The 20,397-nt window shown below is 64.1% G+C and carries 18 protein-coding genes; 7 read left to right on the top strand and 11 right to left on the bottom strand.

Annotation, left to right across the window (positions count from 1 at the left end; genetic code table 11):
- Positions 1-22: 22 nt before the first annotated feature.
- The gene (locus D6858_RS14930; RefSeq protein ID WP_120112452.1) at positions 23-472 is read right to left on the bottom strand and encodes a DUF3576 domain-containing protein; all 450 of its coding nucleotides are present in this window, start codon (positions 470-472) and stop codon (positions 23-25) included.
- 385 nt (positions 473-857) lie between these two features.
- On the opposite strand from D6858_RS14930, the gene D6858_RS14925 reads away from it, so the two are divergent.
- Together D6858_RS14925 and phbB are read left to right on the top strand one after the other, a co-directional pair.
- Complete coding sequence (locus D6858_RS14925) at positions 858-1,637, top strand: hypothetical protein (RefSeq protein WP_240623864.1); 780 nt, start codon at positions 858-860, stop codon at positions 1,635-1,637.
- A 161-nt stretch (positions 1,638-1,798) separates the two neighbouring features.
- Positions 1,799-2,521 (top strand): acetoacetyl-CoA reductase, encoded by a 723-nt coding sequence (phbB, locus tag D6858_RS14920; RefSeq protein ID WP_120112450.1) that lies wholly within the window; start codon positions 1,799-1,801, stop codon positions 2,519-2,521.
- A 43-nt stretch (positions 2,522-2,564) separates the two neighbouring features.
- On the opposite strand, the gene D6858_RS14915 is transcribed toward phbB, so the two are convergent.
- Positions 2,565-3,338, bottom strand: a complete 774-nt coding sequence (locus tag D6858_RS14915; RefSeq protein WP_120112448.1) for a helix-turn-helix domain-containing protein — start codon at positions 3,336-3,338, stop codon at positions 2,565-2,567.
- An 85-nt stretch (positions 3,339-3,423) separates the two neighbouring features.
- On the opposite strand from D6858_RS14915, the gene D6858_RS14910 reads away from it, so the two are divergent.
- Complete coding sequence (locus D6858_RS14910; RefSeq protein WP_205443251.1) at positions 3,424-3,696, top strand: ribbon-helix-helix domain-containing protein; 273 nt, start codon at positions 3,424-3,426, stop codon at positions 3,694-3,696.
- A gap of 848 nt (positions 3,697-4,544) precedes the next feature.
- On the opposite strand, the gene D6858_RS14905 is transcribed toward D6858_RS14910, so the two are convergent.
- On the bottom strand, positions 4,545-4,775 hold the full coding sequence (locus D6858_RS14905) for a hypothetical protein (protein ID WP_205443253.1): 231 nt from the start codon (positions 4,773-4,775) through the stop codon (positions 4,545-4,547).
- A 61-nt stretch (positions 4,776-4,836) separates the two neighbouring features.
- On the bottom strand, positions 4,837-6,120 hold the full coding sequence (gene murA / locus D6858_RS14900; RefSeq protein ID WP_120112441.1) for a UDP-N-acetylglucosamine 1-carboxyvinyltransferase: 1,284 nt from the start codon (positions 6,118-6,120) through the stop codon (positions 4,837-4,839).
- A 76-nt stretch (positions 6,121-6,196) separates the two neighbouring features.
- Here murA and D6858_RS14895 point away from each other — a divergent pair, with 76 nt between their 5' ends.
- Positions 6,197-7,075 carry a UTP--glucose-1-phosphate uridylyltransferase gene (locus D6858_RS14895; RefSeq protein ID WP_120112437.1) on the top strand — a complete coding sequence of 293 codons (879 nt, stop codon included), beginning with the start codon at positions 6,197-6,199 and terminating at the stop codon, positions 7,073-7,075.
- 824 nt (positions 7,076-7,899) lie between these two features.
- Here D6858_RS14895 and D6858_RS14890 read toward each other — a convergent pair.
- The 5 genes from D6858_RS14890 to D6858_RS14870 all read right to left on the bottom strand — a co-directional run bounded on the left by D6858_RS14890 (position 7,900) and on the right by D6858_RS14870 (position 14,491).
- On the bottom strand, positions 7,900-9,444 hold the full coding sequence (locus D6858_RS14890; protein ID WP_120112433.1) for an acyl-CoA synthetase: 1,545 nt from the start codon (positions 9,442-9,444) through the stop codon (positions 7,900-7,902).
- A gap of 142 nt (positions 9,445-9,586) precedes the next feature.
- Complete coding sequence (locus D6858_RS14885; RefSeq protein ID WP_338067321.1) at positions 9,587-10,291, bottom strand: M23 family metallopeptidase; 705 nt, start codon at positions 10,289-10,291, stop codon at positions 9,587-9,589.
- Between the two features lie 153 nt (positions 10,292-10,444).
- Positions 10,445-11,287 carry a ferritin-like domain-containing protein gene (locus tag D6858_RS14880; RefSeq protein ID WP_420823840.1) on the bottom strand — a complete coding sequence of 281 codons (843 nt, stop codon included), beginning with the start codon at positions 11,285-11,287 and terminating at the stop codon, positions 10,445-10,447.
- Between the two features lie 35 nt (positions 11,288-11,322).
- Positions 11,323-11,793, bottom strand: coding sequence for a peroxiredoxin (locus D6858_RS14875; RefSeq protein WP_120112413.1), 471 nt, complete (start codon positions 11,791-11,793; stop codon positions 11,323-11,325).
- 1 nt (position 11,794) lies between these two features.
- Positions 11,795-14,491, bottom strand: a complete 2,697-nt coding sequence (locus D6858_RS14870; RefSeq protein WP_120112409.1) for a bifunctional [glutamine synthetase] adenylyltransferase/[glutamine synthetase]-adenylyl-L-tyrosine phosphorylase — start codon at positions 14,489-14,491, stop codon at positions 11,795-11,797.
- A gap of 101 nt (positions 14,492-14,592) precedes the next feature.
- On the opposite strand from D6858_RS14870, the gene D6858_RS14865 reads away from it, so the two are divergent.
- Genes D6858_RS14865 through D6858_RS16230 form a run of 3 tightly spaced genes read left to right on the top strand, consistent with a single transcriptional unit; the run spans position 14,593 to position 17,455 of the window.
- Positions 14,593-16,281 (top strand): M28 family metallopeptidase, encoded by a 1,689-nt coding sequence (locus D6858_RS14865; RefSeq protein ID WP_120112405.1) that lies wholly within the window; start codon positions 14,593-14,595, stop codon positions 16,279-16,281.
- A gap of 22 nt (positions 16,282-16,303) precedes the next feature.
- Positions 16,304-17,272, top strand: a complete 969-nt coding sequence (locus D6858_RS14860; protein ID WP_120112402.1) for an agmatine deiminase family protein — start codon at positions 16,304-16,306, stop codon at positions 17,270-17,272.
- Positions 17,273-17,329: 57 nt separating this feature from the next.
- A complete protein-coding gene (locus tag D6858_RS16230) occupies positions 17,330-17,455 on the top strand; it encodes a hypothetical protein (RefSeq protein WP_276308693.1) in 126 nt (41 codons plus the stop codon).
- A gap of 1 nt (position 17,456) precedes the next feature.
- Here D6858_RS16230 and D6858_RS14855 read toward each other — a convergent pair whose 3' ends face one another.
- Both D6858_RS14855 and thrS read right to left on the bottom strand, forming a co-directional pair.
- Positions 17,457-18,203 carry a sulfite exporter TauE/SafE family protein gene (locus D6858_RS14855; RefSeq protein ID WP_120112398.1) on the bottom strand — a complete coding sequence of 249 codons (747 nt, stop codon included), beginning with the start codon at positions 18,201-18,203 and terminating at the stop codon, positions 17,457-17,459.
- 22 nt (positions 18,204-18,225) lie between these two features.
- Positions 18,226-20,223, bottom strand: a complete 1,998-nt coding sequence (gene thrS, locus D6858_RS14850) for a threonine--tRNA ligase (protein WP_120112750.1) — start codon at positions 20,221-20,223, stop codon at positions 18,226-18,228.
- Positions 20,224-20,397: the final 174 nt, after the last annotated feature.

The raw sequence follows: 20,397 nt of genomic DNA, 5'->3' as shown, positions 1-20,397 counted from the left end.
GTACTATCCTCCGGCTGGGAAATCAGCCCGCGATGGCCTGACGGCGCAGTTCGCGCGCCTTGGTCAGGATGATATCTTCCAGTTTCTGCACAGTGGCCGCCTGCACCGGAGCATCGACCCAGGCGCCGTTCTGGTTCACTTCACGGCTGGCGGCGACGCGGATGGCATCGGCGCGCAGATCCTGATCGAGGATCGACACGGTCACCTTCACCCGTTCGCCGGGGTTCTGCGGGTTGGAATACCAGTCGGTCACGATCACGCCGCCGTTGCTGTCCGCCTGAAGCAGCGGTGCGAAGCTGACCGTTTCCAGCGCCGCGCGCCAGAGATATGAATTGACGCCGATCGTCGTCACATTGGCAGCGGCAAGGTCCGCCTTGGGCCGGTCACGACCGCCGCAGGCAGCGAGGGTGGCGATGGCCGCAACGGCAATGGCGGCGCGGGCGATACGGGTGGTGGTCGAACTGGCGGTCATGATGGGGGTCGATCGTCCTCGATAAGTCTCTGTCGAGCCTCTAGAGCGCGCGGCTCCGGCAAGCAAGGTGTCGCGCAGTAAATGCGTTTGTTGGCGGTGAATGGCCGCTGAACCTCTATTCGGTGGACCGGTTGTGGAAAAGAGGCAACAGGTAAACCGGCAAAGCCACGCGGTGCATCGAAAAACTTGTAAAAACTGGCGCGTTTTCGTTATCGTTCGAATTAACCCAGATCCGGAGGCGAGTCGATTTTTCAACCGCCATCGCGAACGGGGCAAGGGGTGGCCGGTAACCGAGTCGCTCATTGAAGGTTAAGGTCGGCAGGCGTTGAATAGTACGCCGCCCGTAATAGGGCCGGTCGCATAAGGGACGAGACAGGGTTTTACCGTGGGCAGGCGTGGCAACAGCATCGGCAGCAAGGCGTTCAAACGCTTCGGCACGCCTGCTGTTCTGGGCGCTGCCGCCGCGGCCGCTCTGGCCGTCCCCACCGCAGGGCTTGCAGTGACCGCAGTCGGTTCGCAGACTGCCGGGGGCGAACGCCCGCTCGGCTCGATCGCCACGTTCACGCCTGCCAATGTCGATCCGGCAATCGCCCGGCGGCTGGCCGCCAAGATCGCGGCAAGCGGCAAATCGCTGCGCTTCACCCCTGCGGCATCGCCCGCCAGCGACGCCCGCACGGTAACCGTCGCCATCCGCATCGACGATGACAGCGCCCGCGCCATTTCGGTGCACAACGCCATCGCTTCCGCCAAGGGCGAAGCGGGCAACGGCCCGTCGATCGCCAGCCTGGCGTCAACGCGGTACAATCTGGGCATCGCCCGCGGATACCAGTCTTTCGCGAAGCCCGATCCGGTCAAGCTCGACATATCGGATACGCCGATGGCCGACCTGTCTACATTCGATTCAGGCGACAAAAAAGACGACAAACCCAGCCGGTTGCAGGCGCGCATTTCGGTGGAGCGCGACGGAAACGTTGGCCGCGCACCGCGCACTCTGGGCGCAGCCGGCCAGCAATCGGTCGATGTCGGCGGTGCATTCCGCGTATCGCGCAACCTCGACGTGACAGCGGGCGTCCGCCTGTCGCAGGATCGCGACCGCCTGGCGCCGCTGACCGATTCGGTTCAGGATAATCAGGCGGTCTATGTCGGCACTCAGTTCCGCTTCTGATCGCATCGTTTAACCGCATCGCTGGCACTTGTTCGTGCCGAATATAGCGAATTCGTATGAACAGCCCCGCTGCCAGCGGGGTTTTTCTTTGTCCCCGGCGACTGTTCGCCTAGGTTCGACTTTGGAGAGTCGAGACAACCTGAACAGGCACGGGAGTAATTATGACACGCGTTGCAATCGTTACCGGGGGCACCCGCGGGATCGGGGAAGCGATCAGCCTTGCGCTGAAAGAACAGGGCCGCACAGTCGTCGCCAATTATGCAGGCAACGACACGAAGGCGAAAGAATTTGCCGATCGGCACGGCATCGCCGTGATGAAGTGGGATGTGGGCGATCACGATGCCTGCATCGAAGGCTGCAAACAGATCACCACCGATTTTGGCGATGTCGATATCGTCGTCAACAACGCCGGGATCACCCGCGACGGTACTTTACACAAGATGACCTTCGACGACTGGAACGACGTGATGCGCGTCAATCTGGGTGGTTGCTTCAATATGGCCAAGGCCTGCTTCCCCGGAATGCGCGAACGTGGCTGGGGCCGGATCGTCAATATCGGCAGCATCAACGGGCAGGCGGGCCAGTATGGCCAGGTCAACTATGCCGCTGCGAAGAGCGGGATTCACGGCTTCACGAAAGCGCTGGCGCAGGAAGGCGCTAAATTCGGTGTGACAGTAAACGCCATCGCCCCCGGCTATATCGACACCGATATGGTGGCCGCCGTGCCGGACACGGTGCTGGAGAAAATCGTCGCCAAAATTCCGGTGGGCCGCCTCGGCCATGCCGAAGAAATCGCCCGCGGGGTCGCTTTCCTGACCAGCGAAGACGGCGGCTTCGTCACCGGATCGACCATGAGCATCAACGGCGGCCAGCATATGTATTGATCGGGTTGGGACGCCGGACACCGGCGCCCTGCCCCCCAACGGCTCAGTCGATCAGGATGCCGACGACCTTCCACGCGCCGCCTTCCTTCTGCAGCGTGACTGTCTCGATAACGTCGGCTTTGTTAGCGAACGTGGTCCTGAACCGCACCTCCTGAAAGCCGTGCGGCGGCGCATTGAGGTAGCGGATGGTTTGCAGGTCGCGCGAAACCACCGCACCGAGCGGGACGCGCACCTGCTGAGACGCTTCGGCCCAGCCTGCAACCGTATTGGCATCGTGGAAGCTCTTGCCCGCACTGTCGAAAGCCCCCTGCCAGTTACCGGCATCGCCCAGCGCGAGCCAGTTGCGAGCGGCAGCCTCCACCGCAGAGTCGCGCGCTGCATCTTCTGCCGATGGTGGGCTTGCGCCATCGGCCATCGGGCCATTGGTCATCAGGGGGGCGGACAGCAGCAGAGCTGCAGCTAGCAAAGACATCGCGATACCTCCGATCAGCAAGGCGCCTGTGCGCCCCACGCCCCACCCGCCACCGTGGCGAGTTCCGGGGAGAGGCACAGGTTCGCCGGTTGCGGCGGATTCGGCTTCCCCCAAATTCTTGCGGGCAAGAAAATCGGGGGTCGCGCTTTCTTCCGCCATCAGCATCCGCGCGGCCTCGCGGCTGCTCGACACTTCCAGCTTGCGCCGCGCCCCGCGCAGTCGCTCGTTGACGGTATGCACCGATATATCGAGGTGGCGGGCTGCCGACTTGGCATCGTATCCCCGCACGATCAGGCGGAGAGTCTGCTTCTCCTTGTCGGTCAGTGCATCAAGTCCATCGCCCATCCATTGTGGGTAAGACCCTGCCCGGCGACGATCCACCCCAAAAAATTCGTAGGCCTGTCTGCCCCTTGGCTATACCCTGTTGGCAATGAACGCACCTTACCACCCCCCTGTGAAACGTTCGGTCGCCATCGCCGGGCACCGCACCTCGATCAGCCTCGAACCTCTGTTCTGGGACATGCTGCGCGCTGCGGCAGCGCGCGAGCAGGTGCCGCTGTCCGCCATCGTCGCACGGATCGATGAGGAGCGGATACGGGCGGAACACCCGTGCGGGCTGGCGGGCGCGATCCGCATATGGCTGGTCGCACGGCACATCGGTGATGGCGGCGAGGCAGCAGAGGCGGGAAATATGCCGCGCTGATGCGGTAGCGATTGCGAAACCCACACCTGCCGTCGCCCCGGACCTGATCCGGAACCCAGCTTTTCTTGCGCGCCGCATTCGAGGAAGCTGGACCCCGGCTCGGGGGCCGGGGTGACGGGGATGGCGGGGAAGGTGCCACAATACCCACACCCCGCGCTCCCACCGCTCCCCTCGTCATTGCGAGGAGCCGCAGGCGACGCGGCAATCCATCACCCGCCCTCGCCCCTGCCACAACCGAAGTAGGGGGCGGAGCAGTCCGGCCATGGATTGCTTCACTCCGTTCGCAATGACGAGCAGAGGGTGGCGTGAATTATCGCTGGCCTTGGCGCGGGTTGCGGGTGCACCGCGAACCCCCGTCAGCCTCGCGCTCCGGCGCGTGTCAACCCGCTCCACCCCCAGCGCTTCCGGCCCCTACCCCGCCCGGAGTGCGCCAATACCGGCAGCGCCAACAAAAGCCCAAAGCACATCGTCGCCCCGGACCTGATCCGGGGCCCGGCTTTTCTTGCGCGCCGCGTGGGACGGAGCTGGACCCCGGCTCGGGGGCCGGGGCGACGGGGATGGTGGGGAGGTGCCACAATACCCACACCCCGCGCTCCCACCGCTCCCCTCGTCATTGCGAGGAGCCGCAGGCGACGCGGCAATCCATCACCCGCCCTCGCCCCGGCCACAACCGAAGTGAGGGGCGGACAGTCAGGCCATGGATTGCTTCACTCCGTTCGCAATGACGAAGTGGGGGGCGGTGCGGACTATCGCTGGCCATGCAGCGGATAGCAGGTCCACCGCGAATCACGTCAGACGCGCGCTCCCGCGAGTACCATCTCCCACGGCTTCGCACGGCGACCCGCGCGTCAGTAATTCGCAGGCGGATCGCTGGCCGGGAAGCTCTGGTCGCTGGTCTCGTCCTCCGCGCTCCATTTGCGGCGTGGGGTGTCGCGCATGGCCGATGGCCCGGCATCGCGAACGTCGACATTACCCTGATTTCCAGCAAAGGCCGCACGGTCGCTGCCCTGCCGTTTTTCAAAATATTTGTACCCGGCATAACCCAAGGCACCGAGCGCGGCGAGTTTCAGTAAAGCCATGATAAACCTCTCTTTCTCATCCCATCAACGAGCAGGATGGCGGAAAGGTCCGCGCTTTGCCTCAGTCGTCGCCCACCCGTTCGACTTGTGCGCCGACCAGAGCGAGTTTCTCTTCCAGCCGTTCGTATCCCCGGTCGAGGTGATAGAGGCGGCGCACCTGCGTCTGCCCTTCGGCGGCAAGCCCGGCGATCACCAGGCTCATCGACGCGCGCAGATCGGTCGCCATCACTTCCGCCCCGTGCAGTTTCGGCACGCCCTTGACGATGGCGGTGCGGCCGCTGGTTTCGATATCGGCCCCCATGCGCGCCAGTTCGGGCACGTGCATATAACGGTTTTCGAAGATCGTTTCGGTCAGCACACTGGTGCCTTCGGCCACTGTCAGCAGAGCCATCAGCTGCGCCTGCATATCGGTGGCGAGGCCGGGATAGGGGGCGGTGGAAAGATTGGTCGCCTTCAGCGGCCCCTCGGCGGCGATCCGCACCCCTTTCTTATCCGCATCGTACGTCACGCCGATGTTACGCAGCGCGTGGAGCGTGGCCTCCATCTCGTCCGCCCTGGCACCATCGAGATAGACTTCGCCGCCGGTAATCGCCGCGGCGCAGGCATAGGACCCGGCCTCGATCCGGTCGGCCATCACGCGGTAAGTCGCACCGTGCAGCCGCTTCACCCCGTGCACCGTCAGTTCGGAACTGCCGATCCCCTCGATCTCCGCCCCCATCGCCACCAGCAGGTTGCACAGGTCGACGATTTCCGGCTCCCGCGCGGCATTGCGCAGGCGACAGGTGCCATTGGCGAGCACAGCGGCCATCAGCGCATTTTCCGTCGCCCCCACCGAAACCACGGGAAAATCGAACTCTCCCCCCGGCAACCCGCCATCGGGGGCATGGGCACGGACATAGCCCTGCGCCAGTTCGATCTGCGCGCCGAATGCCTCCAGCGCTTTCAGATGCAGGTCGATCGGGCGGTTGCCGATGGCGCAGCCGCCGGGCAGCGAGACAGTCGCTTCGCCCATCCGCGCCAGCATCGGGCCAAGCACGAGGATCGAAGCGCGCATCTTGCGCACCAGATCGTAAGGCGCGACAGTGCCGGTGATCCGGGTCGCCTCCAGCGTCATCACCCGGCCGAAATCTTCCGGCCTGCTGCCCTGAATCGCGGTGGTGACGCCGAACTGGTTCATCAGATGCTGGAACCCGTCGATATCGGCCAGCCGCGGCAAGTTCCGCAATGTCAGCGGTTCATCTGTCAGCAGCGCGCAGGGGATCAGCGTCAGCGCGGCGTTTTTCGCGCCGGAAATCGGGATCGTGCCGCTCAGGCGTTTGCCGCCTTCGATAATAATCTTGTCCATTGCGCGGCATTAGCGTGTTTCAGGACGCTCGCAAGTCGCGGTTGCACCGGGGCGGCGCAGTGCTTATCGCTGGTACATGACCGACCGCAAGCCGATCAAGAAAGCCGTGTTCCCCGTCGCCGGGCTCGGCACCCGTTTCCTGCCCGCGACCAAGGCCATTCCCAAGGAACTGCTGCCGATCGTCGATCGCCCGCTGATCCAGTATGCCGTGGACGAAGCGCGCGAAGCGGGGATCGAACAGATGATCTTCGTCACCGGGCGCGGCAAGACCGCCATCGTCGAACATTTCGACATCGCTTACGAGCTGGAAACGACAATGGCCGAGCGCGGCAAATCGCTCGACGTGCTGGCCCCCACGCGCTTCACCCCCGGCGATATCATCACTGTGCGCCAGCAGGTGCCGCTGGGCCTCGGCCACGCGATCTGGTGCGCCCGCGCCATCGTGGGGGACGAACCGTTCGCGATCCTGCTGCCCGATGAACTGATGATCGGCCAGCCCGGTTGCATGAAACAGATGGTGGAAGCCTATAATCAGGTCGGCGGCAATCTGATCAGCGTGCTGGAAGTGCCGCAGGAATCGGTATCGAGCTATGGCGTGATCGCACCCGGCGCAACCGTGTGCGACACGCTGACCGAAGTGACCGGGCTGGTGGAAAAACCGCCGGTGGAACATGCCCCGTCGAACAAGATCCTTTCAGGCCGCTACATCCTGCAACCCGAAGTCATGCGGACGCTGGAAGATCAGGAGAAAGGCGCAGGCGGCGAGATCCAGCTGACCGACGCAATGGCCCGGATGATCGGCAGCCAGCCGTTCCACGCGGTGACATTCGACGGCAACCGTTATGACTGCGGCAGCAAGACCGGCTTTGTGGAGGCAACCCTCGCCCTCGCCCTGCAACGCGAAGACATGGGCGATGAAGTGCGCGCCATCGCGCAACGGTTACTGGCGGAATAGCGTATCGCGGCAGCGGGATGGGGCGAAATTCGCGGCTCGGTTTTCGGCCGCGTAAGTCTCCGGCCAGAGTGCCCCGGCCCCCCGGCCACCCTCCACTCGTCATTGCGAGCGTAGCGAAGCAATCCATGGCCTGACTCTCCCGTCCCTTACTCTGGTTGTGGCCGGGGCGAGGGCGGGCCATGGATTGCCACGTCGCCTGCGGCTCCTCGCAATGACGAGGGGGAGCGGTGGGAGCGCGGGGTGTGGGGTGCGGGTATTGTGGCACCTTCCCACCATCGCCGTCACCCCGGCCTGCGAGCCGGGGTCCAGCTTCCTCCCACGCGGCGCGCAAGAAAAGCCGGGCCCCGGATCAGGTCCGGGGCGACGGTGTGCTTTGGGCTTTTGTTGGCGCTGGTGCCGGTATTGGCGCACTCCGGGCGGGGTAGGGGCCGGAGCGCGAGGCTGACGGGGGTTCGCGGTGCACCCGCTACCCGCGCCAAGGCCAGCGATAATTCACGCCGCCCTCTGCTCGTCATTGCGAGCGCAGTGAAGCAATCCATGGCCTGACTGTCCCTCCCCTTACTCCGGTTGTGGCTGGGTGAGGGCGGTCGATGGATTGCCACGTCGCCTGCGGCTCCTCGCAATGACGAGGGGAGAGGGAGGTGCGGATGTTGTGGCACTTCCCCACCATCGCCGTCACCCCGGCCACCGAGCCGGGGTCCAGCTCCCTCCCACGCGGCGCGCAAGAAAAGCTGGGCCCCGGATCAGGTCCGGGGCGACGTGGGAGAGTGGGGCATTTGCCCCCCGCTCAGCCCCCGCCAGCCCCAGCCACCCTCACCCCCCGGTCACGCATCCTCCCCCTGTGCAGCCATCGCCGCATATTCATCGCGCAATTCGCGCTTATAGAGCTTGCCATTGGCCTCTCGCGGCAGTTGCGCGCGGAAATCGATCTGGCGCGGCATCTTGATGCGGGCGAGACTGGGGGCGAGGAAGGCGCGCAGCTCTTCCTCCAGCGCAGGCCCGGCATCGGCCATATCGACCGGCTGCACCACCGCCACCACCCGTTCGCCCATATCGGGATCGGGCGCGCCGATCACCGCGGCGTCCATCACCTTCTCGTGCGTGACCAGCAGGTTCTCGATTTCCTGCGGGTAGATATTGACCCCGCCCGAGATAATCATGTGGCTCTTGCGGTCGGTCAGATAGAGGAACCCGTCTTCATCGACATGGCCGATATCGCCCAGCGTCATCCACCCTTCGGGATGCATCGCCTCCGCCGTCTTTTCGGGGTCGTTATGATACGTGGGCAGAACGTCGTTTTCGAAATAGAGCAGGCCGTCGGTCCCCGCGGGCACTTCGGTTCCGTCCGGCCCGCAGACGTGCAGCTTGCCATGAATCGCACGGCCCACGCTGCCCTGATGGGTCAGCCAGTCTTCGCTGCGGATCAATGTCATGCCGATCCCTTCGGACCCGGCATAATATTCCAGTACGATCGGCCCCCACCATTCGATCATCGCCTGCTTCACCGGCACCGGGCACGGGGCGGCGGCGTGGATCGCGCGGCGGTGGCTCGACAGATCGTAACGGGTGCGAACATCCTCCTCCAGCTTGAGCATTCGGATGAAATGGGTCGGCACCCACTGGCTGTCGGTTACGCGATATTTTTCGATTGCCGCCAGCGCCGCTTCGGGGTCGAATTTCTCCATGATCACCACCGTACCGCCCAGCCGGTGGACCGTGCAGCACCACGCCAGCGGAGCGGCATGATACAGCGGTGCGGGGGAGAGATAGACCATCTCGCCATCGCCCGGCATCCCCACGCCCATCACCGCCAGCCCGACCAGCGCGTTGGTTTCCTGAATATCCTCGCTCGGCGGGGGCGGCGGCTTCACGCCTTTGGGTCGCCCTGTCGTGCCCGAGCTGTAGAGCATATAGGCGCCCGGTGCCTGATCGGGGATCGGCGTGGCCGGTTGTTGTGCCAGCGCGGCGGAGAAATCGTCCGCCCCGTCGCCACCTACGATCATCTGGCGGCAATCGGGGCATTCGTCGCGCAGCGCCGCACTGACATCGGCAAAATACGGGGTCGTGATCAGCGTCTTCGCCCCGGAATCGCGCAGGATATAGGCAACCTCGGGCGCGGTCAGCCGGGTGGAAACCGGCACCAGCATCGTGCCCGCACGTTGCGATCCCCACACCAGCGGCAGATAGAGCGCGTTGTTTTCCATCAGCACGCCAAAGGCATCGCCGCGCCCGAACCCGTTGGCGCGCAACCATTGGGCAAAGCGGTTGGCGGTCGCGTCCATTTCGGCATAGGTCACCGTTTCACCGCTGTCGGCCATGATAATCGCCGGGCGGTCGGCACGGGTTTGCGCGTGGCTTACCGGGTGCATCCATCTCTCTCCATTGCGACTCCTTTTGCGGAGTTCGATCCCGGAGAGACTAGTTGCAATCGGCAACCGGGCAAGCAAAAAGGCGGCGGGATCGCTCCCGGCCGCCTTTTTGCTTGTTCGCGGTGATTGCGAAGCGGGCGGGTTACTCGCCGCCGCGACCGCCGGTGCTGTCCGCCGCCAGCATGACGCGGCGCTGGGCATCCGATTCAACCATATACGGGATCGGGTTGACTGCCTGGCCATCGACGCGGACTTCGTAATGCAGGTGCGGGCCGGTCGAACGGCCGGTGCTGCCGACGTAGCCGATCACTTCGCCTTTCTTCACCCGCTCGCCAGCGGCAACCGCCAGACGCGACAGGTGGGCATAGCGGGTCTGAAGCGATGCGCCGTGATCGATCGCGATATAGAGGCCATAGCTGGAAAAACGATCGGCGCGCTGCACCACACCGTCTGCCGTGGCATAGACCGGGGTGCCGGTCGGCGCGGCCAGATCGATGCCCTTGTGCGCGCGGCGGCCACCGATCACGGGGTGTTCGCGCATCCCGTAATTGCTGCTGGTGCGGGCGCCATCGACCGGCATCTGCGACGGGATCGATACAGCGATGGATGTTGCCGGCGGTGCCGACGGACCGTTCTGATCGAGCGAGCGCCACGATGCGAACAGTTTCTTGAACTGCTCGTCCCCGCCGGAGATCGACGATGCCTTGGCATCGCGCACCGGGGCGGAAATGTCGGTAGCGGCGGCGGCGCTGGCATTGGCCAGTGCCGGGCTCATCCCTGCAGTGAAAAAAGCGGCAACCGATGCGATCACGGCGAAGATTCGGCGTTGCAAACTGCTTACGACCACGAAATCCCGTCCTTGTTTTTGCCGCACATGCAATGCGCGGTACGATCCGAAGGTATCGGCGAAACAAACCCGAAGGCCCGCTTCGCGAAAAATTTCTGAGACTTTACGGAACCCCCCGCCGTCTCGTGGATTATGGGTTAACCGTTGAAAGATTTACGAAGCAAGCGCAGCGCACGCTTCCAGCGATAAACCGGCTGCTGAACGCGCTGAGTCGTTGAACGGAGGCTTCAGCCCACCCCTAAAGTGCCGTCGAACCAGCCGAATCCAGAGATTTTCTGCTGATTCACCAAGCGATTCAGCGATTGCGCCCAGATACCGCGCGCCAATCGCGACATGGCGGATTTCATCGTCAAGAATGCGCTGCAGCAGGCGTGCCCCCGATTCGTCGCCCTGCGCCCGCACCCGGTCGCGCGTGGCCGGGGTGACATCCAGCCCGCGCGCCTCCAGCACCATCGGCACAATCGCCAGTCGCGCGGCAACATCGTGCGCCGTCTCTTCCGCCGCCTGCCACAGCCCGTCGTGCGCGGGCAGCGCGCCGTAATGGCTGCCCAACTGGCGCAGTTTGCGGTCGATCAGCGCGAAATGCATCGCCTCGTCCGCGGCCACCGCCAGAAAATCGCTGACGAATTCCGCCCCCATCTCGCTGCCGAACCGCCCCGCCATATCGAGCGCGAGATCGATGGCGACGAATTCGATATGCGCCAGCGAATGCCACAGCGCGATGCGCGCCCGTTCCGATCCCCCGCGTCCGCGCTTGGGCATGCGGTTGGGTGGCAACAGCTCCGGCGCTGCGGGCCGCGCCGGGCGGTCGGGCATCGCCGCATCGAACCCCCACGCCAGCCGCCCCAGCCGCCAGTCGCGCGCGACCTGCCGCGCGGCGAACACCTTCGCCTGCGGATCGGCGGTCAGCAACGCGGCCCGGATCGCCGCCCCAACAATGGCGGGCGCGGCAGTTGGGCCGGCGGTGGTCAGATCTGTGGCGGCCGGGTCTGCCACAGCTTGAGACACAATGGTCGTGGATGGCGGATTGCTCAAAGCGCCTTCGCTGCCTCCAGCACTTCCTGCGCGTGGCCCTTGACCCGCACTTTGCTCCAGATGCGGGCAATCGTACCATCGGCGGCCAGCAGATAGGTGCTGCGGATCATGCCCATATAGGTCCGGCCGTAATTCTTCTTCTCGCCCCACACGCCCAGCGCATCGGACAGGCCGCCTTCTTCCGCATCGGTGGCCAGCGGCACCTTCAGATCCTGTTTTTCGATGAAGTTGCGGTGTTTTTGCGGCGAATCCTTGCTTACCCCAAGCAATGCGATCCCGTGTGCGGCGAATTCATCCGCCAATGTGGTGAAATCCTTCGCCTCGGTGGTGCATCCGGGGGTATTGTCCTTTGGATAGAACCAGATAACCGCCTTCTTTCCTGTCAAAGATGATGGTGAAATGGTGCCGCCGTCGGGGGTTTCCATTGCGATATCGGGCATTTTGTCGCCCACTTGCGGGAAAGTCATATCAGATCGTCTCCAGTTTCTCTCCGAATGCCTCGGCCCAGGCGGCGGCCACTTCCTGCCGCGCCGCCGTAAAGGCGCGTAAAAGCGCCGAAAAATCGCTCTCGCCACAGGCCTCGGCCAATGCCTGCGCCGCGTCCGCGCCGGGCTCGGCAAGGTCGGGCGACAGCAGCCGACCCGCCACCAGCAGGCGCGTCATCAGCAGCCGCGCCTGCACCACGGCGGGCGGCAGCAGGCCCTGCTCCACCAGCTCTTCAACAGCAACTCCCAGCCGTGGATTGAAGGCGGTGCGCTCGCGTAACTGCAGGTAATGTATCAGGAATTCCAGATCGACCAGCCCGCCGCGCGCCAGCTTGGCATCGAGCGGACCCTTGGCCGGTTTGTGCCGCGCCATCTCCGCACGCATCTTCAGCGCATCGGTCCGCAGCTTCTCCGGGTCGCGTTCCTGATGCAGCACACTGTCGATAATCGCCTGTAATTGCTGGCGAACTTCGTTCGATCCGGTGAGCGGGCGGGCACGGGTGAGCGCCATATGCTCCCACGTCCACGCCTCATTTTTCTGATATTGTTCAAAGCTTTGGAAGCTGACAGCCAGTGGCCCCTGCGCGCCCTGAGGCCGCAGCCGCGTATCCACTTCGTACAGCGCCCCCTCCGCCGTCGGCACCGACAGCGCAGCGCTGACCCGCTGCGCCAGCCGGTTGAAATAGAGCGTGACGCCAAGCGGCCTGCCCCCGTCCGACTCCCCCTCAAAGTCACCGGAAAACAGATAGATAACATCGAGGTCAGAGGCATATGTCAGCGCCCCGCCACCAAACCGGCCCAGCCCCAGCACAACCAGTTCGCGCCCCGGCACCCGCCCATGAACGCGGGCAAATTCCTCCTCCGCCGCCGCCTGCGCCACCAACAACGCCGCTTCCGCCGTCCGTGCCAGCGCAGTGGCAATTTCCAGAGGATCGTGAACCGCAGCAATGGTTTGCAGGCCAAGAGCGAAGCGTTCCTCCCCCGTCACGATGCGGATTCGGTCGAGCTTGCGTTCGTAATCGTCGCCGGTTTCGCCCCGCTCCATCTCAGCAGCGAGGTCCGCGACACTGCCCGGCAAATCGAGCGCGGTCTTGTCGATCAGCGCATCGAGCAATTCGGGTCGCAGCCCCAAAGCATCGGCCAGCGGCGGCGCAAGTATCAGAATTCGCACGAGTTGATCGAGCAGAGCCGGGCGCGCTTCCAGCAGGCGGAACAGATTCAGCGCACTCGGCGCAGCGGCCAGCACCCGTTCCCACCGGTTGATCGCCTGCACCGGATCGGGCGCCTTGGCGAACCGTTCCAGCAAGGCGGGCAACAACGCCTCGAACGCACCCCGCGCCGCTTCGGATCGCAAGGCGCGGATGCGGCCATCGCTCCACCCTTCAATCCGCTGCGCCAGATGCACCGGTTGAGGAAAGCCAAGCATTTCCAGCTTGTTGGCCAGCGCATCGCCAGCCACCACGCCCGTCGGGCTGCTATCCGCATCGTCCGCGATCAGGGCATCGTATCGCTCCGCCACCTGCCCCGTAATCGCCTCCAGTTCAGCGATCAGCGCCGCCCCGTCCGCCAATCCATCGAGATGCGCGACATTGTCCAGCGCATCGCCCGCAGGCAGCACATGGGTCTGATGATCCTCCACCATCTGCAAGCGGTGCTCGATTGTCCGCAGCCGGTCGTAACTCTCGCCCAGAACACGCGCATCCTCGCGCCCGATCCGCCCCGCTGCCGCCAGTGCATCCAGCGTCGCCCGCGTACCGCGCAGCCGCAACGAAGGATCGCGCCCCCCGTGGATAAGCTGATGAGTCTGCGCGAAAAATTCAACTTCGCGAATACCGCCCCGGCCCAGCTTCACATTAAAGCCCGGCCCCGGCACCGTAGGCCCGGCATGGCTGGCGCGGATCCGCGCAGTCAGCCGCCGGATTTCAACGATAGCCCCGAAATCGAGGCTCCGCCGCCAGACGAACGGACGGATCGCCGCCAGAAAATCCTCCCCCGCCACGACATCCCCGGCGCAGGCACGCGCCCGGATAAAAGCCGCCCGCTCCCACGCCAGTGCGGAGCTTTCATAATGCGACAACGCCGCATTGACCGAGATCGCCAGCGGGCTGACTTCCGATGCCGGGCGCAGTCGCAAATCGACCCGAAAAACATAGCCTTCGGCGGTATTTTCGCTCAACATGCGAACGATCTCGCGGGCATAACGCTGCGCTGCCTCGCCCGGTTCGTCCCGCTCGCGCCGCGGCAGGGTTTCCGGGTCGTAGAGCAGGATCGGGTCAATATCCGAGCTGTAGTTCAGTTCCCCCGCGCCATGCTTGCCCAATGCCAGCGCAATCATCCCGGCAGGCTCCGCGTCGGGCACGCGGCTGCGAATAGTGGCGGCAATCGCGCGGTCGAGCGCCCTGTCCGCCAGCGCCGATAACTCACTGGTAATCCGCAACAAAGGAAACGCACCCGCCAGATCGCCAATCGCCAGCGCCGTCGCCAGCGCCAGTCGTTCGCGGCGCAGCGCGACGCCCGTATCCTCGATCCCGTCACCCGCCGACTTAGCCAGCGCCAGTGCCCCTTCGCCATCGCCCGCTGCCAGCAAGGCCGCCAGATCCGGCTGCCGGTCAAGCGCACGGGCAAGGAATGGCGCATGGTTGCGCGCCCGCTCTATCGCTGCTGTCCAGTCTCCGCTCATCGCCTGCGTCACTGCCCGTTTGCCCGCAGCGGCGCAAGAACCTGCCCTTGCCCTTGGCCCCGTCGAATGCATAAGAGTGCGGGCAAAGGAGATTTTCCGGTATGATCCGCACACTGTTCGCCGCAACGGCCACGCTCGCACTTGCTGCATGTGCCACTACACCCGCACCGGAAGCGCCCGCCGCATCGCTCACCAGTGCCGAAGAAGCGGTGGCCCCGTCTGTCCCGATCATGAAGGCCATGACCAAGCGCCTTTCCGCCGACGATTTCGAAGGGCGCGCACCCAGCACCGCGACAGAGCCCAAAGTGCTTGATTACATTGTGGCCGAATTCAAAAGGGCAGGCTTGCAACCGGGCAACAATGGCCAGTGGTTGCAGGAAGTACCGACAGTGGAAATCACCGGCGGCCATTATACACCGATGGCGATCACCGGCGGTTCGCAGCCGTTGTCGTTCGCGTTCGGCGATCAGTATGTCGCCACCAGTTACCGCGTCACTCCGCACACCCGTGTCGAGAACAGCCCGCTGGTCTTCGTCGGCTATGGCATCAACGCCCCCGAACTGGGGTGGAACGATTATGCCGGGGTGGACATGAAGGGCAAAACCGCCGTCATCCTCGTCAACGATCCCGACTATGCGATGGAAAGTCAGGACGGGCTCTTCAAAGGGCGTCGGATGACGTATTACGGCCGCTGGACTTACAAGTTCGAAGAGGCCGCGCGTCAGGGTGCCGCCGCTGCGATCATCGTCCACGACACGTTTCCCGCCGCCTATGGCTGGAACGTCGTCAATTCGAGCTGGACCGGCGCGCAGTACTATGTCCAGAAACCGAACAACGCGATGGATCAGACGCAGGCCAATGGCTGGATACAGAAACCTGCCGCCGAAGCGATCCTGAAAGATGCCGGGATGGACCTCGCCACGCTGACCGCAGCCGCGCAGAAGAAAGGGTTCAAGGCGGTGCCGCTGGGCCTCAACATCAGCTTCGGGTTCGACAATGCGATCCGCAAATCGACATCGCATAACGTGGTCGGCATTCTGCCGGGCAAGACGCGGCCTGACGAATATGTGCTCTATTCCGCGCACTGGGACCATCTGGGCCGCTGCACCCCCGATGCGACCGGCGACGACATCTGCAACGGCGCGGTCGACAACGCCACCGGCGTCGGCGCGATCACCGCACTGGCCGACGCCAGCCACCGCGCAGGCGGCGCGGCACGCAGTCAGGTCTTCATCGCGCTGACGCTGGAGGAATCGGGCCTGCTCGGTTCGGAGTACTACGCACAGAACCCGATCTATCCGCTCAACCGCACCGTTGGCGGCGTGAATATCGATGCACTGCTGCCCGGCGGGCGGGTGCGGGATTATGCGATGACCGGTGGCGACAAATCGGACCTCAACGACCTGTTCCGGCAGGCTCTGAAAGAACAGGGCCTGCTCGAAGCGCCTGAAGGCACACCTGAAAAGGGCCACTATTACCGTTCCGACCATTTCAGCTTTGCCAAGCGCGGGGTGCCGATGTTCACCGCCGGACGTGGCAGCGACTGGGTCGATGGCGGCAAGGAAGCAGGCGAGGCCGCAGAGGAAGAATACACCAAACACCACTACCACGCGCCGAGCGACGAATGGTCGGACGACTGGAACTGGGCCGGGCTGACGCAGGATCTGGCGCTGTATTACCGTCTGGGCCAGATGCTGGCCAACGGCGACACATGGCCCAACTGGCGCGCCACAGACGAATTCCGCGCCATTCGCGACAAGTCCTGCGCCGCCAATCCCGGCGGTTGCTGACCCCACCCATCGGATACGCCAGATGACCGCACGTATGCCGCCCGAATGGGCTCCGCAGGAATGGCTGTGGATCGGTTTTCCGCACGATGCCGACGAATGGCCCGGCTTCCTCGAACCGGCGCAGGAACAGATCGCTGTATTCGCCAATGCCGTGGCGGAAAGCGGGCAGGACGTGCGCCTGCTTGTGCGCGACGGCGCCAACGAAGCGCGGGCGAAGGCACTGGTGTCTGCCGCCGTCACGCTGGAGCGGCGTGTGTATGGCGATGTCTGGCTGCGCGATACCGGCCCCTTGGTGCGCGAGGACGGATCGGCGCTACGCTGCCATTTCAACGGGTGGGGCGGCAAGTACCTGATGGATGGCGATCAGACCATCGGTGCGGAACTGGCGCGCGATGCAGGCCTGCCCGTGGTGGAGAGCGACTGGGTTCTGGAAGGCGGCGCTCTCGATGGCGACGGCACCGGGCTGGTTGCCACCACCGAACAGTGCCTGCTCAACCCCAATCGCAACCCGGAGCTTTCGCGGGACGATATCGAAGCGCGGCTCGCCCGCGACCTTGGGTTCGACCGGGTGCTGTGGCTGGGTGACGGACTGATAAACGATCACACCGACGGACACGTGGATAATCTGGCCCGTTTCGTTGGCCCTAACAGGCTGGCTCTGCCACGCCCCACAGGGTCGAACGACCCGAATGCCGCGATCTACGCCGATGCCAGCGCGCGCGCGCAAGACTTCGGAGTGGAGGTGTGTGAAATCCCCTCACCCGGCCTGATTACGCGCGGCGATTGGGTCGAACCGGCCAGCTACGCCAATTTCGCGATCACGAGCCATCTGGTTGTCGTGCCGACATTTGGCTCTCAGCACGATGAAGACGGGGTTGCAGCGATTGCCGCGCTGTTCCCCGACCGAACAACCATCGGCCTGTCGGGCGATGCCGTGCTGGCGGGCGGCGGCGGGTTCCACTGTGCCAGCCAGCAGATGCCGCGCCTGTAATCGCTCTGACATTCGGGCCTTAACCGCTCATTAGGAATCCGGGCGCACAATGGGCGCATGGCCACGGCAATCGCCCTTGCAAAAACAGCCCTGGAGCATCGTGCATTCGCAATGGCGCGTGCGCTGATCGTTGGTGGCTGCGCTCTGGCGCTGATCTTCGCAGGTCGCGCGTTGCCGTTCTGAGCTAGCTGAGCAGTTTCACCAGCGCCACAGCCGCCGCAGCAGCCAGCATCAGCGCGACAAAGCTGCGCCACAACCTATCGCTGACTTTCCCGAATGCCAGCGAACCCAGCCAGTTGCCCACCAGCACCGCCGGGAACAACAGCGCCGCCAGCACCAGATAGTGCCACTCCATCACCCCCAGCGCCGCCCCGGATACGAGGCTGCTGGTCGACGCGATGGTGAAAATCAGCAGCATCGATGCCTTCGCCACTTGCCGCGGGATAGCTCTGCCAACATAGTACGGTACGACAGGCGGACCGGGCATCCCGGCAAATCCGGTCAGCAGACCCGTGGCAAGACCTGTTGCGCCAGTATGCAAATGCCCTGGCAAATCCGCTGCGCGCTGCGGAAGCAGGATCGCGGCAAACGCTGACAGCGCGACGAACGCGATCAGCACGCGGGCAATATCGGGTGGCGTGATCGAGAGCAGCCACAGCCCCGGTGCAACTGCCAGAAGGACCCATGCGGCGATGACCAATGCAGACCGCTCCGCATGGCGCGCGATGAACCGCGCATCGCTCAACCCGATCAGCACGGACACGCCATTGGTGACCAGCACCGCCTCCACCGGGGTAACCGCCAATGCCAGCACCGGCACCAGCAGGATCGCCATGCCGAACCCGGCCAGCCCGCGAACAAACGCCGCAACAAATGCAGTCGCCAACGCCGCGACAATCTGAACAAGGGTAAACCCGGCGAGTGCGATCACATGCAAAGCCCCGGCAGGCTAATCAACGCAAATCAGGCGGAGTCGCCTCGCCCTTCAACATGGCAATCGCTTCGGCGAGCGGGAGCACTTTCTGTTGCTGCTCACCCAGAGTGCGGATCGCGACTGTACCCTCGTCCGCCTCACGCTTGCCGACGACCAGCAAGTGCGGAACTTTCGCGTGGCTATGTTCGCGCACTTTGTAGTTGATCTTCTCGTTACGCAGATCGGTTTCGGTACGAATGCCCGCCGCGGTCAGTTGCGCGGCGACATCGTTGGCATAGTCATCCGCGTCGGAAACAATCGTAGCGACGACTGCCTGCGTCGGTGCCAGCCACAGCGGCAGGCGGCCTGCATTGTGTTCGATCAGAATGCCGATAAACCGTTCATACGAACCGAAGATCGCGCGGTGCAGCATGACCGGGCGATGTTTCTCGCCATCTTCCCCGACATAGCTGGCATCGAGCCGTTCGGGCAGCACGCGGTCCGACTGGATCGTACCGACCTGCCAGGTGCGACCGATGGCGTCGGTCAGGTGCCATTCCAGCTTGGGCGCATAGAACGCCCCTTCGCCGGGGAGCTCTTCCCATCCGTATTCTTCGGTTGCCATACCGGCATCGGCCACGGCCTGACGCAGTTCCTCTTCGGCTTTGTCCCAATCGGCATCGGAACCATACCGCTGCTCAGGCCGAAGCGCGAGCTTGACCGAATAAGTGAAACCGAAATCGCGATAGATACGGTCGGCCAGTTCGCAGAACTTGCGAACCTCATCGACAATCTGATCTTCGCGGCAGAAGATGTGCGCGTCGTCCTGCGTGAACTGGCGCACGCGCATCAGACCATGCAGCGCCCCGTGCGGTTCGTTGCGGTGACAACACCCGTTTTCGTAAATCCGCATCGGCAGATCGCGATACGATTTGATGCCCTGCCGGAAAATCAGCACATGCGCCGGACAGTTCATCGGCTTCAGCGCCATCCACGCGGCATCATCCGACACCAACGGCCCTTCGTCTTCCACATTGGGCACTTCGTCGGGGATGACGAACATGTTTTCGCGATATTTGCCCCAGTGGCCGGACTGCTCCCACTGGCGCGCGTCCATCACTTGCGGGGTTTTCACTTCGCGATAGCCTGCCGCGTCGATTGCCCGGCGCATATACGCTTCCAGTTCGCGCCAGATGCGGAAACCCTTGGGGTGCCAGAACACACTGCCGTGCGCCTCTTCCTGCAAATGGAACAGGTCCATCTCGCGGCCGAGTTTGCGGTGGTCGCGCTTGGCGGCTTCTTCCAGGCGATGCAGATGTTCGTTGAGCTGTTTCTTGTTGAGCCAGCCAGTCCCGTAGATTCGCGTCAGCTGGGCGTTGTTCTGATCGCCGCGCCAGTATGCCCCCGCCACGCGCATCAGCTTGAACGCCTGCGGATCGAGCTTGCCGGTGCTCGGCAAGTGCGGACCACGGCACATGTCGAGCCAATCGTCGCCTGACCAGTACACCGTCAGATCTTCACCCTCCGGCAGTTCTTTGGCCCATTCGGCCTTGAACACTTCGCCTTCGGACTGCCACCGTTCGATCAGATTTTCGCGGCTCCACACTTCGCGGCGCAGCGGCTTATCAGCTGCGATAATCCGCCGCATTTCTTCTTCAATGGCGGGCAGATCGTCCATGCTGAACGGATCACGGCTGTCGGGCGCCTTCACATCATAGTAGAACCCGTCATCGGTTGCCGGGCCGAACGTGATTTGCGTCCCCGGCCACAGCGACTGGATCGCTTCGGCCAGAACGTGCGCGTAATCGTGGCGCGCCAGTTCGAGGGCATCCGCCTCGTCCCGCGCGGTGACCAGCGCCAGTTGAGCGTCGCCATCGAACGGGCGCGTCAAATCGCGCAGTTCGCCGTCGACTCGCGCCGCCAGCGCCGCTTTGGCCAGCCCGGGCCCGATAGAGGCCGCAACATCGGCAGGCGTAGAGCCGACCGGCATTTCCTTCACCGATCCGTCTGGGAGAGCGATCTTGAGCAGTTCCGTCATCGTATCCGTCCATTTGGTATGGCGCGCCCATGACACAGGCAGGCGCAAACCGGAAGGCGTCGGATTACGATTCGCGAATTCGGGAGGTGACGCCACGCCGCCCGAACCCGGACGGCAGGAGCCGTACCTAACGCACGACCACCCGCCCCCGGATCCCGGGGGTAGTGGTAGTAG

This window comes from Tsuneonella suprasediminis (assembly GCF_003605755.1).
GTDB classification, from domain to species: domain Bacteria; phylum Pseudomonadota; class Alphaproteobacteria; order Sphingomonadales; family Sphingomonadaceae; genus Tsuneonella; species Tsuneonella suprasediminis.
This window is presented reverse-complemented; position numbering and strand designations above follow the sequence as displayed.

Bases quoted from the DNA above. Each gene is read 5' to 3' on its own strand.
- D6858_RS14930 (WP_120112452.1), bottom strand. From the start codon at position 472: ATGACCGCCAGTTCGACCACCACCCGTATCGCCCGCGCCGCCATTGCC.
- phbB (WP_120112450.1), top strand. From the start codon at position 1,799: ATGACACGCGTTGCAATCGTTACCGGGGGCACCCGCGGGATCGGGGAA.
- D6858_RS14915 (WP_120112448.1), bottom strand. From the start codon at position 3,338: ATGGGCGATGGACTTGATGCACTGACCGACAAGGAGAAGCAGACTCTC.
- D6858_RS14910 (WP_205443251.1), top strand. From the start codon at position 3,424: ATGAACGCACCTTACCACCCCCCTGTGAAACGTTCGGTCGCCATCGCC.
- D6858_RS14905 (WP_205443253.1), bottom strand. From the start codon at position 4,775: ATGGCTTTACTGAAACTCGCCGCGCTCGGTGCCTTGGGTTATGCCGGG.
- murA (WP_120112441.1), bottom strand. From the start codon at position 6,120: ATGGACAAGATTATTATCGAAGGCGGCAAACGCCTGAGCGGCACGATC.
- D6858_RS14895 (WP_120112437.1), top strand. From the start codon at position 6,197: ATGACCGACCGCAAGCCGATCAAGAAAGCCGTGTTCCCCGTCGCCGGG.
- D6858_RS14890 (WP_120112433.1), bottom strand. From the start codon at position 9,444: ATGCACCCGGTAAGCCACGCGCAAACCCGTGCCGACCGCCCGGCGATT.
- D6858_RS14875 (WP_120112413.1), bottom strand. From the start codon at position 11,793: ATGACTTTCCCGCAAGTGGGCGACAAAATGCCCGATATCGCAATGGAA.
- D6858_RS14870 (WP_120112409.1), bottom strand. From the start codon at position 14,491: ATGAGCGGAGACTGGACAGCAGCGATAGAGCGGGCGCGCAACCATGCG.
- D6858_RS14865 (WP_120112405.1), top strand. From the start codon at position 14,593: ATGATCCGCACACTGTTCGCCGCAACGGCCACGCTCGCACTTGCTGCA.
- D6858_RS14860 (WP_120112402.1), top strand. From the start codon at position 16,304: ATGACCGCACGTATGCCGCCCGAATGGGCTCCGCAGGAATGGCTGTGG.
- D6858_RS16230 (WP_276308693.1), top strand. From the start codon at position 17,330: ATGGCCACGGCAATCGCCCTTGCAAAAACAGCCCTGGAGCATCGTGCA.
- thrS (WP_120112750.1), bottom strand. From the start codon at position 20,223: ATGACGGAACTGCTCAAGATCGCTCTCCCAGACGGATCGGTGAAGGAA.